The sequence below is a fragment of the Paenibacillus sp. FSL P4-0184 genome (genome assembly GCF_038004625.1).
In the GTDB taxonomy this organism is placed as follows: domain Bacteria; phylum Bacillota; class Bacilli; order Paenibacillales; family Paenibacillaceae; genus Paenibacillus_AQ.
In genome coordinates this window covers 809,134-822,221 of record NZ_JBBORN010000002.1, presented here as the reverse complement: position 1 = coordinate 822,221, position 13,088 = coordinate 809,134, and the positions used below count along the sequence as shown (strand labels likewise).

The 13,088-nt window shown below is 45.2% G+C and carries 13 protein-coding genes; 4 read left to right on the top strand and 9 right to left on the bottom strand.

What is annotated here, in order from left to right; all coding sequences use genetic code 11:
* Positions 1–35 precede the first annotated feature (35 nt).
* From MKY52_RS25445 to MKY52_RS25425, 5 genes are all read right to left on the bottom strand, one after another.
* Positions 36–2,153 carry an amylo-alpha-1,6-glucosidase gene (locus tag MKY52_RS25445; RefSeq protein ID WP_341054323.1) on the bottom strand — a complete coding sequence of 706 codons (2,118 nt, stop codon included), beginning with the start codon at positions 2,151–2,153 and terminating at the stop codon, positions 36–38.
* Between the two features lie 24 nt (positions 2,154–2,177).
* Positions 2,178–3,014, bottom strand: coding sequence for a carbohydrate ABC transporter permease (locus MKY52_RS25440; RefSeq protein ID WP_341054321.1), 837 nt, complete (start codon positions 3,012–3,014; stop codon positions 2,178–2,180).
* 13 nt (positions 3,015–3,027) lie between these two features.
* Entirely contained in the window at positions 3,028–3,903 is an 876-nt protein-coding gene (locus MKY52_RS25435; RefSeq protein WP_341054319.1) for a carbohydrate ABC transporter permease, read from the bottom strand.
* A gap of 63 nt (positions 3,904–3,966) precedes the next feature.
* Entirely contained in the window at positions 3,967–5,343 is a 1,377-nt protein-coding gene (locus tag MKY52_RS25430; protein WP_341054318.1) for an ABC transporter substrate-binding protein, read from the bottom strand.
* A gap of 119 nt (positions 5,344–5,462) precedes the next feature.
* On the bottom strand, positions 5,463–6,488 hold the full coding sequence (locus MKY52_RS25425) for a LacI family DNA-binding transcriptional regulator (RefSeq protein ID WP_341054317.1): 1,026 nt from the start codon (positions 6,486–6,488) through the stop codon (positions 5,463–5,465).
* Positions 6,489–6,623: 135 nt separating this feature from the next.
* Between MKY52_RS25425 and MKY52_RS25420 the strand changes: the two genes are divergently transcribed.
* A complete protein-coding gene (locus tag MKY52_RS25420) occupies positions 6,624–7,403 on the top strand; it encodes a ChbG/HpnK family deacetylase (protein ID WP_341054315.1) in 780 nt (259 codons plus the stop codon).
* A gap of 200 nt (positions 7,404–7,603) precedes the next feature.
* Entirely contained in the window at positions 7,604–9,094 is a 1,491-nt protein-coding gene (locus MKY52_RS25415) for a 4-hydroxyphenylacetate 3-hydroxylase family protein (RefSeq protein ID WP_445671034.1), read from the top strand.
* Positions 9,095–9,259: 165 nt separating this feature from the next.
* Here the strand turns inward: MKY52_RS25415 and MKY52_RS25410 are convergent, their stop codons facing one another.
* Positions 9,260–10,519: an MFS transporter gene (locus MKY52_RS25410; RefSeq protein ID WP_445671033.1), complete on the bottom strand. Its 1,260-nt coding sequence runs from the start codon at positions 10,517–10,519 to the stop codon at positions 9,260–9,262.
* Between the two features lie 229 nt (positions 10,520–10,748).
* Here MKY52_RS25410 and MKY52_RS25405 point away from each other — a divergent pair, with 229 nt between their 5' ends.
* On the top strand, positions 10,749–11,330 hold the full coding sequence (locus MKY52_RS25405) for a TetR/AcrR family transcriptional regulator (RefSeq protein WP_341054311.1): 582 nt from the start codon (positions 10,749–10,751) through the stop codon (positions 11,328–11,330).
* 119 nt (positions 11,331–11,449) lie between these two features.
* Positions 11,450–11,827 carry a PilZ domain-containing protein gene (locus MKY52_RS25400; RefSeq protein WP_042187629.1) on the top strand — a complete coding sequence of 126 codons (378 nt, stop codon included), beginning with the start codon at positions 11,450–11,452 and terminating at the stop codon, positions 11,825–11,827.
* A 112-nt stretch (positions 11,828–11,939) separates the two neighbouring features.
* Here the strand turns inward: MKY52_RS25400 and mnhG are convergent, their stop codons facing one another.
* The 3 genes from mnhG to MKY52_RS25385 are packed head-to-tail and all read right to left on the bottom strand — an operon-like array spanning position 11,940 to position 13,085.
* Positions 11,940–12,344, bottom strand: coding sequence for a monovalent cation/H(+) antiporter subunit G (mnhG, locus tag MKY52_RS25395; RefSeq protein WP_076282804.1), 405 nt, complete (start codon positions 12,342–12,344; stop codon positions 11,940–11,942).
* A complete protein-coding gene (locus MKY52_RS25390; protein ID WP_042187626.1) occupies positions 12,319–12,612 on the bottom strand; it encodes a Na(+)/H(+) antiporter subunit F1 in 294 nt (97 codons plus the stop codon). Before MKY52_RS25390 ends, mnhG begins: the two co-directional genes overlap by 26 nt.
* Complete coding sequence (locus tag MKY52_RS25385) at positions 12,612–13,085, bottom strand: Na+/H+ antiporter subunit E (protein WP_042187625.1); 474 nt, start codon at positions 13,083–13,085, stop codon at positions 12,612–12,614. The genes MKY52_RS25390 and MKY52_RS25385 overlap by 1 nt, the downstream gene beginning before the upstream one ends.
* Positions 13,086–13,088: the final 3 nt, after the last annotated feature.

Below are 13,088 nucleotides of genomic sequence, written 5' to 3'. Positions count from 1 at the left end.
GGTAGACGATCTGCATGCCTGCAACACTTCGTTCTTTAATGCGAAACGACAGTCCAACCTGTCGTATTTTCCAAAATGTGATAATCACATGTTTCCTTGCGCCGTTTAACGTCCACATCCAGTACACCGCTACCAAGACGAAGCCTGCGGACGGAGAGCCAGTCCATTCCCACAGGCAACATGGGATGAAGCGATATTTGTCGCGTCATATAATCAAGCTGCATACCGAGCATAACTTCAATAAACACGAAAGGTGTAGCGGCTGCCCACGCCTGAGGGGAGCATGCGACAGGATAGTGAATCGGCGTGCCCTTATCCGCGGAATAACCGCAGAACAGTTCCGGCAGGCGATGATTTTCAAAGCTAGAACTGGCGGCAAGTAAGCCCTCTATAACGGTCACCGCTTCCTTATGGAAGCCTTCGTGATTCAGTCCCATTAGACACAGTGAGTTATCGTGCGGCCAAACGCTTCCGTTATGATAGCTGATCGGATTGTAGCCCTTTTCGCCCTCTGCCATCGTCCGAATTCCGTAACCGCTGAACATTTCCTTTGATAGTAGTTTGTCGGCGACTGCTGCTGCCCTATCCGGATTCAACATGCCGGACATGAGCACGTGTCCAGGATTCGAAGTAACAGTTTCAACCTGTTCTCTGCCGCAATCGAGTGCCAGCGCATAAAATCGGTCGCTTTCCACCCAGAATTCCTTCTCGAACAGCTTCGACAGCTCCTCAGCTTCGGCGATAAGATTGCTGGACCAGGCGATCATTTTGTTATCGTTCGAATACGGCTTCATCGTGCGGAGAAGCTCCGCAATCGTCGTCTTAGCCTGATAGACATATCCTTGCACTTCGGCGAGAGCGATTGGAGCTTGCGCATATTCTCCGTTGCGATGTACTACGGAATTGGACGAGTCCTTCCACCCCTGATTCTTAATCCCTTTGGCGGATTCTTTGTTATATGTCACAAAGCTGCTTTCATCCAAATCGCCACATGTATCGATCCATTCCAGCGCCCGCCTGATGTTGGGCATCATCTCTTCAAACAATGGTATATCGTCGGTCCATTTGACATATTCACCGATCAGGATCAGAAACAGTGGCGTTGCGTCTACCGTACCATAATACGGTTTAAACGGCACCTGGTTCGTATTCGCTAGCTCGCCATCGCGTATCTCGTGCATAATTTTTCCCGGCTGCTCGTCGCGCCAGCTATCCGACTTTTCACCTTGATAGCGAGCCATCGTCATAATGGTGCCCTTGGCGATTTCGGGATGAACAGGTAGTAACTGCAACGCCGTGATCAGGCTGTCGCGTCCGAACGGTACAGCATACCAAGGCAAGCCGGCCACAGGAAACAAGCCAAAACCGAGATCCGTGAGCAACGCCCTGATATCCGACAAACCGCGCCGATAGAGGCTATCGAAAACCGGATGATTACTGGCCACCCCTGTCGATCTTTGCTCCCAATCCGCATACATGCGCTGTAGCTCTTGTATAGCATCAGCATGCGAATGGCGCTCGGGGTAGGTTTCATCGATGACCGGAACAAAGAACAGATCGATCGATGCCGATTGCCCCGCTTCCAAATCCATATAATAAGCGATCCTCGCTCCGTCATTCGAAACAGTGACTTGGCCCGGCGCTTCCATCCACTCGACGAGTAGCGACCGCTTTACGTCGTCAACCCCACCGTAATCGATAGAAAACCCCGACGCCAGTTGTCGGACCCCTGTCTTCTGTCCGAAGTGGCCCTCTTGAAATCCGCGAATGACAAACATATCTTGGAAATCGGCATCAATCTCCAGCTCAATGCTGAAACGTTGAAGATGTGGGTTGAAGTTGGTTGCGCGAATCGTTTCATAGAGAATGCCCTTATAGATAAATCGCGTCCGCTTAATCTCGACGGATTCACGCCATAGCTTTTCTCCATCTTTGATATCCGGATTCGTAAGCACAATATTCGAGACATAGTTCCGGTCAGACTCAGATGCAAGGACAATCGGCTTTGCCCCATTAACGGTCAACTTCAAATGGCTGAGAAACCGCGTATCTTTCGTATATAAACCGAAGCCTTCCGTAGAATCAGTCGATATATCGCCGGATAAATCCGTAACGAGAAACAAATCGTTTTCTTTTATGACGCTATATGCCACTTCTGCACCTCGTTCGTATGTTTATTATCCCTTAACCCCGGAAGAAGCTACGCTTTGCTGCACTTGCTCCTGAACAAGCACGTAAATCACAATCCCCGGGAGAATCACCATCATTAGCGCAGCGAACATTCTTGTATAATTGTAGGAGAATGCTTCATTAAAAAATTCCAGTGCCACCGGCAATGTTCTGTTCTTCTCACTGGTAGTCAATATCAGCGCGTAGAAGTATTCATTCCAATTGTTCAAGAACATTAAAATGCCGGCTGTCGAGATGCCCGATTTGGCCAACGGCATATTTACGTTCCAAAAGATTCTCCAGAAGCCCGCGCCGTCGATTAAAGCTGATTCGTCAAGATCTTTGGGAATTGCGATAAACGATAACCGCAGGATGAACAATGCCAGCGCCATGCCGAACGACGCATAGACTAGGATCAATGCGGCCTTCGTATCATAGAGATCGAGGCTCATGATGATCGTGAAGATAGGCTGCGCGCGGGCGTATCCCGGGATCAGCAACGTAATGGTACAAAGGATAAATAAGAACGATTTACCGCGAAAATTGAATTTCCCGAAAATATAACCAGCCATCGTGTAAATGAACAGCGCAATCAAAGTCGAGGCTATCGCAATGAACATGGAATTCATAAAGTACCCCAAAAAGTTGTACTGTGTGAAAACATCCATGTATGCTTGAAAATCAATTTTTTTCGGCAGTGAAAAAGGATCATTCAATATTTCTTTGTTTGATTTGAAGGAAGAAAACAGAATCCATAAAATCGGGAATATCGACACCAAGACCGTAAACGTCATGACACTGTAAGAGACGATGAGTTCAGGCCATTTTCGGATGTTTATTATCACTTTCACACCCCCCTCAATAAGTACTCTCGTTCATCTTGAACAGCCTGTTGATCAGCAGAAGGACCAGGATGCCAAGCAGAATCATGATCGTTGCTGCCGCGTTGGCGTAACCATAGTTGTAATTAACGATGCCGTCATAGAGCATCAGCGTTATGTTATAGGTATCGTTGCCCGGCCCACCTCGGGAGGTAAGTGCCACTTCCTCGAATCCGGCGATCCGCGCAGTGACAGACAATATGATGCCTGTTCCGATCGCTTTTTTGACAAGCGGCAGGTTTATGTGCCGGATCATCCCCCACTCGCTCGCTCCGTCCAACAGCGCAGCTTCATGTACTTCCTTGGGAATGGCCATCAAATCGTTATAGACGATCAAGGTAACGTACACCGCATAAAATAACCAAGTGAGCGTAATTGCGAAAAAAGAGGCAGGGGAATCGAAAAACCAGTTGACATGAAAATCCGAAAAGCCAATGCTCCTGATTATATGGTTCAAAATGCCGATTTCATCGTTGAAGAACAGTTTATAAATGATCGCCCAAGCAGCGGCGGAGATAACCATCGGCACCATAAACACGCCCCGAACGAATCTCCATCCGATATGTTTCTTGTACAAAACGAACGCAACCAGTGTGCCGAATCCGACGTGCATCGTAGCCGCAATAAGCGACCATAGCAGGATATTACGCAAGGCAATGAAAAAGGTGTTGTCATACGTAATAAGATGAATGTAATTATTTACACCGTTAAATTCGGGGGCGCGCAGACCGTCCCACTCCATAAATCCCGTCACTAGCACCGTTCCGATCGGGACGATATAAAACAAAGCCAGCACAAGAACCGTTGGCGCCAAGAACGCCGCAATCCATACATTCAACCACTTGATTTTCATTTTTTCACCTCTTTTTCTGCAATGAGCCCTCTCACTGCGAGGAGAGGGCTCATCCGTTGTGGCTTATTTTTTGAATTGTTGCGCTTTCTTCGTTAAATGCTCGGCGAATTCCTCCGGCGTCATTTTGTCTTGTGCCAGCAGCGGTAGATAGCCGCTAAACTCTTTGGACGAAATCTGATCCGGCCACACATCCGCCATGGATTGAGCGATCATCTTCAAATCGCTGGTCACGGACCGATTCATCTCAGCCAAAATCGGATTCAGCTTGGAGGTGAACTCGGCGGAAGTCTGAATATTTGGAGCTTGCCCGCCTTCGGCAACCATATATGCTTCGATTTCCTCGGGAGAACGGATAAATTCGATGAACGCAAGTGCCGCTTCCGTCTCCTCCTGCTTTAGCCCCTTCGGAATCCACCAAGAATACTCGGCTGTCGTAGCCAGCCCAATGCCGCCGGGATAGAGAGAAACGCCGACCTTCTTGTCAAAGCCTTCCGGCGCTTTCGTCGTATCCGAGAAGTCACCGACCATCCAAGTCCCGTTCGCGATAATCGCCGTTTTTTCGTTCAGGAAGTTGTTGGCGGAATCCGCGTAAGCGGCGCCGAGCGCATTGTCCGTCGTGTATTCCTTGAGCCACTTTTGTACTTCACCAAATGCCTTGACCCACATCTGACTCGTATAATCGAATTCCTTGTCTGCGCGGTTGCTCTTCAGCACTTCTTCAGCTCCTGGCTCGTTGGCCATGAAAGCGGATGCAAGAAGCATCGTGGTCCAGGCGTTTTCCCCTGTCATCAGTGAAAGCGGTGTGATCCCTTTGTCCTTAAGTGCTTGAAGCGCCTGATCGAATTCTTCGAAATTCATTTGCGCGATTGGTTTTGTAATTCCCGCGTCTGCAAACATTTCTTTATTGTAGAACAAGCCGATCGGACGAACTACGGAAGACGGCATGGTGTAAATCTTACCATCTCTAGTATTGAATGCGACGGAATCCTCGATCAGAGTCGCTTTCAATTCCGGCTTTGAATCCAAAAATGGCTTCAGGTCGTAAATCTCGTCTTTTTCGATTAGAGTCTCGACAAGCTCATTGGCTCCTTTTTCGATAAGTGCGGGCAGCTCTTTTTGCTGCCAAAGAAGCTTGATTTTGTCATTATAGTCATCGTTCGGCACTTCTTCGATTTGAATTTCATATTTGTCGGTATACTTTGTGTTGAAGCGCTCTACTTGCGGTAGGAAAAATTTTGCCCCTACGTTCTGACCTGACTTATAATGTGGAATTTTAAGTACAACTTTTTCTTGTACGGCGGTTTCCGCCGGTTTGTCGGTGCTTTCCCCCGACGAGCTTGGCGTACCCGATGCGTTCCCTCCTTCGTTGTTGGACCTGCATCCTGTTAAACCCAGTGCCATGGTCAAACACAGCATCGATACGATTTTGAATCTCTTCATAAGCCCATTTCTCCCCTTTTAGTCAGTAGTTTTTATTTAAAGATTTCCGAAGGAAATCCTTAAAACGGTGTCTGACGGAGATTTCCAAAACGTTTCGGAAAAAGGATGCAAAAAAGCCATTAGCCTTTTTGCAACCGATCCGTACTCTCACGGATAATGAGCCGATTTTCAAGCACGATTTTATGCTTGACATTGCGCCCTTCTATCATGTCGATGAGCATCTGCGCTGCTTGATAGCCCATCTCGTATTTTTCCTGACGTACAGTGGTCAGTTTGGGCGTGCTGTAGGAGGCTATCGAGATGTCGTCAAAGCCGATCACTGAAATGGAATCAGGTATTGCCCTTCCCATCTGCTCCAATTCTTTCATCACGCCCAGCGCCATAATATCGCTGGAGCATACGACAGCTGTAGTTTCGGGGTGGCGCGACAGGATTTTGCCAATGGCATCCGCCCCCCCCTCTTCCGAAAAGCGGCCGTCTTCAACCCTGCTAACATCGTAGGCGATGTCAGCCTCCTGCAAGCCCAGCATGTATCCTGACAAGCGATCTGCGCAGATAGCCGCTTCTTTATAACCATTTATGAAAGCAATATTGCGGTGTCCCTGCTGGATCAAATGACGGACGGCATCCCTGACTCCACTTACATTATCAGTCGTGACGTGGCCGACCCGCTCGCCGGCGACAGGAATGTCGATTAACACGGAAGGGAACATAGATTGATCGGTGACCTCTCTTAAATAGGGATCAGTTGTCTTTAGCCCCTTCAGGATAACCCCGTCAACATTGCGCTCCCGACAAAGGTCCGAATAGGTTTTATTCATTTGTTTGTTCGGGTTCGTACTGAACAAAATGATATCGTAATTCAGCTCGCTGGACCGGTCGCTAATGCCGCACAACACCTCGAACGAAAAAGCAGCTTTGACGCTGTCGCGCGTAAGCTCCGAAATGATAACGCCGATCGTATTCGTTTTTTTCAGTACTAGACTTTGTGCCTGAGCGTTCGGCCGGTAGGACATTTTTTCGGCCAGCTTCTTGATCCGGTTTCTCGTTTTTTCATTGACGTCGGAGTAGCCGTTCAACGCGCGGGATACAGTAGTAATGGATACGCCTGCCGCTTTAGCGATATCTTTGATTGTAGGTGACATATAAAAACCTCAAACTTTCCAAAACGTTTTGGTAATGCTACAATCAATATAGCATCACATGTAAGCGATTGCAATCTTTTATTGGCACTTTTTGGATGGACGCATTTACGACAAAATAACCGGAGGTTGAATGAATTGCCGAAACTGGAAATTTACTTGATCACGCAAGGCGACGATTTGGGGGGAAGCTATTCCGCCAACAAGGCCATCCACGAGGCGTGGCGTAACGGCGTGCTCCGCAATGGTTCATTAATGGCAAATGGCATAGCGGTACAGGACGCTGCGAAGCTATTTGCTCAGGAGGATGGATTTTGCATTGGCCTTCATTGCACCCTGCATGCAGAGTGGGACCGTGTTCGCTGGGGTCCGGTGTTGTCACCAAAACAGGTTCCGAGCTTAGTACTCGAAGACGGCACTTTTCACCGGTCTCCTGCAGACTGGAAAACGTCGGGATTTGAAATTTCGGAGGTGATGGCCGAATTACAAGCTCAACTGGAAGCAGTCAGAAAGCTGGGCTTCAAACCTTATTACGCTGATACGCATATGGGTTTCGAGCGAATCGACGAACGGCTCACTCACCTATTCGATAATTGGTGTGAAAGCGAAGGGTTAATGTCCTACCGAAACGTTTGCATGAATATTAGTTATAACCGAACAGGCCAAAGAAAAGATCCCGTATTGAACGTCATTCAAGCATTGGAATCCGTCCCCTCCGGCATTTATCGCCTAGTCACGCACCCTACATTTATGGATGAGGAGATCCTTAATTTCGGAAACGCGCAGCATACCGGCGAACATATCGCTAGGGAGAGAGACGCCGACCGCAGACTGTTCCAAGACGAACGACTCAAGCGGTATATTGCCCAGAACGGAATTCGCACCATTCGTTACGACGAGCTCTGGAAATATTGCTAATCGCATAAAAACCCAGTTAATAACCTTCAAACTATGAGATTCCTTTCAATAGTTTTTTCTAATCCTTGGTTTAATTTACATGTAATGAATAATAGGATATCCACCAAATGTGGACAATGTACAAGGGGAATCATGGTTACGTACATTAAAACAATAACAATGTTTTATTAGTACAACATGCATTCAAAGAGGTGGAACTTTTGCCTATTAAAAATGGTAATCAATACATCGAACGAATCGAACGGCAAAATATCAATATCTGGTACAAAGGAACGCGTATACAAGGGCCCTTATCCAAACATCCCGCATTTCAAGGCCTCATACAAACACAAGCCGAAATGTACGACATGCAGTGTGATGAGCGTTATTTAGCGCAGATGACCTACCCTTCACCTGATACCGGAGAGCTTGTTGGTCTATCTTTTCTCCCACCCAAAAGTGTTGATGATTTAGAACGTCGAAGAAAAATGATTGAACTCTGGTCAAACAGACATCACGGTTTTTTAGGACGCTCCCCAGATTATATGAATACGGCAATCATGTCCCTGTTTACTGCTGCCGATATCCTTGAGGACCTTCATCCGAAATATGCCGAGAACCTCAGGAAATACTATGCCTACTGCCGAGATCATGACATTACTTTATCCCATGCATTCATTCAGCCACAAGCAAGTAAAATATCCGGTCAGGTTGATGCCACAGAGGATTCTATCGCTGCTAAAGTCGTAGAAATCAAGGACGAAGGGATGGTTGTGACCGGTGCTTTTATGATGGCAACACAAGGGGCTACATGCGATGAAATGCTAGTATTCCCTACGCCTTCACCATCCCTTGTAGATGATGATAATCCCTTCGCATTTGCCTTTGCAGTACCTAATGATCTGCCTGGGATGACTTTTTTTTGCCGTGAAAGTTACTCAGCCACATCTACTTACGACCATCCCTTAAGTTCTAGATATGAAGAAATGGATACGCTTGTTATATTTGACCGCGTACTCATCCCACATGATCGAATATTTTATTACGGAGATGAGATCTACTGTGCCCGATTGTTCGGTGAGAGTCACTTTCATACCCATATGGGTCACCAAATCATCACCCGCTATATTGCTAAGACTGAGTTCTTTCTCGGTGTGCTAGAATCTGTGGCAGAAGAACAAAATGCTGAGCTCGAGCCCTTCACCATTCTGCCGATTTCAAGAATACTGACGTTTCTAGAAACATTCAAAGCGTTAAGACTCGCTTCTGAAGTAGGAGCATCCCACGATAAATTTGGATTTCTTGTTCCTGATAAAGGCCCCCTTTTAGCTTCAACCATTCACTTTTCAGAGTTTTATCCGAAGATGGTTGAAATGGTTCAAAATCTCAGTTCAAGCGGGCTTATCATGATCATCTCTGAATCGGACTTCAGTTCAAGTGCCGGTTCATACCTCCATCAGTATTTGAAGGGTAATGTCTCGGATGCTTGGTACCGAAATGCCTTATTCCGGGTCGCATGGGAACTGGGAGCGGGTGCATTCGGTAGCCGCCAAACCCAATTTGAGCGGTTATTTTTTGGGAATTCAGAAACAATGGCCTGGCGTATGTACAATAGCTATGATAATCACGAATACTTCCGTCAAATCATTCACGAATTTATTTCACCAAAAGATCCCCTCCCTAATTCAACAACAGATGTAGTTTCTAATTGAGCTTTTTGTTTATTTTTCATGTTGAATTGAACTTTTCGAATTGCTCCCAAGGCCAGGTGACATGAAATACTATAGCCCTGGCTGGAGCGTTAAGACTTAGAAATCGCACCTAATTATGCGAGATCAGTATTACAATTTTTTCAGCACGAATACTCATCCCTTCAGTTACTCCTTTGTTAATAACCAAAAAAGAAGAGCCAGAGCACTCACAATTGCACCTAACAAACTCACTCCATTCCAGCCAAAGTAAACATAGATACTGGTAGATGCGATCGACCCAGTGGCGCTGCCAATGGAATAAAAAATCATGTAACCGGCAGTAAGCCTACTGCGTGCCTCAGGTCGCAAAGTAAGGATCATGCTCTGATTGGTGACATGTACGGCTTGTACTGCAAGATCAAGAAGGATAATACCAACGATTAATGCAATAAGTGAATGTTGAACATAACTTATTGGCAACCATGATATGAGCAAAAGAATCAAGGCTACACCTGTGGTCTTCTGCCCTAAACCTCGATCGGCAAGGCGACCTGCTCGCGCTGCTGCTAACGCGCCTGCAACACCTGCGAGACCAAATGCTCCAATCGCTGTATGTGAAAGAGAAAACGGTGGGGCGCTGAGAGGTAATACTAGAGACGTCCATAATATACTGAAAGCGGTAAAAATCATCATGCCTAGTGCAGCACGGATTCTAAGAGTTCGTTCCTGAGCAAACAACGTGAACATTGAACGAATCAACTGTAGGTAAGATAATGATTCTCTTTTGTGCTCATAATGTGGCAACACCCGAAACAATACACATGCCATGATTAGTGTTAATACCGCGGAAACAAGGTAGACAGAACGCCAACCTGCTAAATCCATTAATACGCCAGCGAAAGTTCGCGCCAGTAGAATACCAATTACGATTCCACTTGTCACAACACCAACGATACGCCCACGTTCGGCTGGAGCAGCCAAAGTTGCCGCGAATGCAACGAGCGTCTGTGTCACTACGGCAAGAAACCCAACCGCTGCTATACCTACGAATAACACTATACTGCTGGTGGCAGTACCAACGACAATTAAAGCCAATACGGATAGGAGCATCTGTCCAGCGATCAGCCAACGCCGATTTAATAGATCACCAAGAGGCACTAGTAATAACAGTCCAAGTGCATAAAAAATTTGAGTGATTGTAATAACAAGTCCAACGAATGAATGAGAAATACCAAACTCGTTCGAAATAGCGTCCAGTAAAGGTTGCGCATAATATATGTTAGCAACTACTATTCCGCAGGCGATGGAAAATAAAACTGCCACATTTCGAGATATTATTGATACAGGCACTGGTTCCGACGCTCTAAGCCCTCCTTTTACTTTTTCAGCTTTTTTGACTGTTTGATCCGCTATAATAGCTTTCGATTCCTCAACAGATTCCCCCAAAGATAACGCCTCCTGATTAACTTTTATCAAATTCATACATTACATACCAATCAGTACGTAAATACGTTTGACAAATATAACTCTAAAAAAAGATAACTGTCAAGAGATTAGCTTATAGAACAACCAAAGATTAGAATCCGACTATTTATACGTTCATTTCTTATTGACATAATAATATTCAAACCATAAAATAATATCATACCGTTCGATATGAAAAGAGGGAGTTACTATGGCTCGACCACGTGAATTTGATGAGGAGAAAGCATTGGATGCAGCTATGCAAGTTTTTTGGGAAAAAGGGTTCGAGGCTACCTCTTTAAGCGACCTGACAACAAGAATGGGTATTCAGCGGCCTAGCATCTACTCTGCCTTCGGAGATAAAAAAGGACTATTTGAAGCTGCGTTGCGGAAATATACGAGCTCTCATGCTGCTTATGTTCGTAACAAGCTTCAAAACAATTCTTCTGTTAAAGAGGCATTCCGTGACTTTTTCGAAAATATAGTAACAAAAGAATATGGACAACATCCGAACTGGGGATGCTTTTGCATTAATTCGATGGTTGAACTTTCACCCCACGATGAGAAATTTGAGCTCCTGACAAGAGAACACCAGATGTATCTCTCGGTAATATTTCAAGAAACGATTGATCGAGGTTTGCGCTCAGGTGAGCTTGATTCAACTATTAACGCAAAAAGTTTAGCGCAGACACTAGTCATATCATTAATTGGACTTACTGTGATCATGAAATCCCGTCCTGAAAGATCATTTGTAGATAATTCTGTAAAAGAAATACTTACATTATTACGATAAAATCAAAAATTAGGTATGCAGCTTTTGTAACTCCGAAACTTTAATATGTTTAATAACTCTTCACTAATCCTGTTTTCCTGTCGATAATTTATAGTAGATGGAAAAGTATGGAGGAGCATATGAACACTAATCGCAGAACTGAACCTTTTCGATATACCCTTAAAGAACCTGTAACCCTTGATCTTCATATTCTTAGTATTAACGGAATCCAGGTCCCTTCTAAGCCTGTAAGAGCTGTTCTGTTCAACATCAGTCGAACAGGCTGCCACTTATCGTTACCCCTCAACATCAATCCAGAAAATAACCTAGTACGGATTGGTATGGAAATGAATCTTACGGATGAATCTATTTACTTAGAAGGAATTCTAAAATGGAATAGAGAACAGCAGGACTGTTTCCATTACGGTATTCAATTAGACATACCTGAAGCAGACATTGAGTGTCTTCCGAGGGTGCTACGCAGGCTCGCTGGAGAAGGCAAAATATTGGTTCGTTGAGATGTTAACAAAAAAATAGTACTCCATTAATAAAAAACAAACCCGCGTGTAGACGCGGGTTTGTTACAGTTTTTGCTGCTGTTATTGAAAATCAAGATAATTCCTAACACTTCTACCTTTGTTCTTGAGGTATATCTCGTTCAGGGGTTACCGGTATAACTTGTTCTTTCTCCAGGACCTCTTTTAAATCATCCTGAATTCTTCGATCCCAATGAGGAACACCGGAGCGATATGCCGCTCTGCCTGTTAGGTGGGCGGATAAAGGTGCAGTTATAAATACAAAGACAATTCCTAGTAATAGCTTTGCACTAATATGATTCTGAAAAAATGCAAAATATAGAAATGCCCCAACCAAGACACATAAAACACCGAGAGTGGCACTCTTCGCGGCAGCATGTGATCTTAGATAAACATCAGGTAGCCGTATCAAACCAATAGCACTAACGGCGCTAAGCAATGCCCCTATAAGAATTAACAAGGCAAACAGCAACTCACCTGTAGTCTTGATCATTTCCATTTTCTAGCACCACTCCCTTTTCGATATATCTGGCAAAGGCTGTCGTTCCAATAAAGGAAAGAATTCCAATCAACAAAATAATTTCTATAAAAGCCTGCGTTTGGAGAAAGACAGATAACACGGCCACCATTGCTAGCAGATTAATTCCAATCGTATCTAGTGCAGCGACTCGGTCAGGTAAAGAAGGTCCTTTCACCAAACGCCAAGCACATACGCCTATAGCTAAAGCCATGATCGTAATGGATAGCATAAGAATAAAATGAATCATTAGCGGGTCACCTCCAGTATCGCTCGCTCAAAGGTATCACGGATATTTGCTCTGAACTGTGCAGGGTCATCAACATCCATAGCGTGAATATACAATGTCCGATTATCATCCGACACTTCAAGCACCACCGATCCAGGAGTGAGGCAGAGCATCGTGATTAACGTTGCCACTTCCCAATCCGATTTCAGCTCTGTAGTATATTTGAGAATAGCTGGACGTATATTAAGCTCCGGTCTTAGAACGGCTTTTACCACTACATAACTAGAAACGACTAGCTCCCGCAGCAGCAACAGGATTAGTTTAATGATCGCCCACACTTTTCCAAGATATAATCTGGGCCAAAAGCGTCGCATTCCGAGCAGAATGAGTATACCGAGCAGGAAACCAATGACGAAACGTGGCCCAGTCCAATCATTGTGCAGAAACATCCACAGGAATGCTATCATGAAATTCAATAATAGTTGAAAAGCCATAGT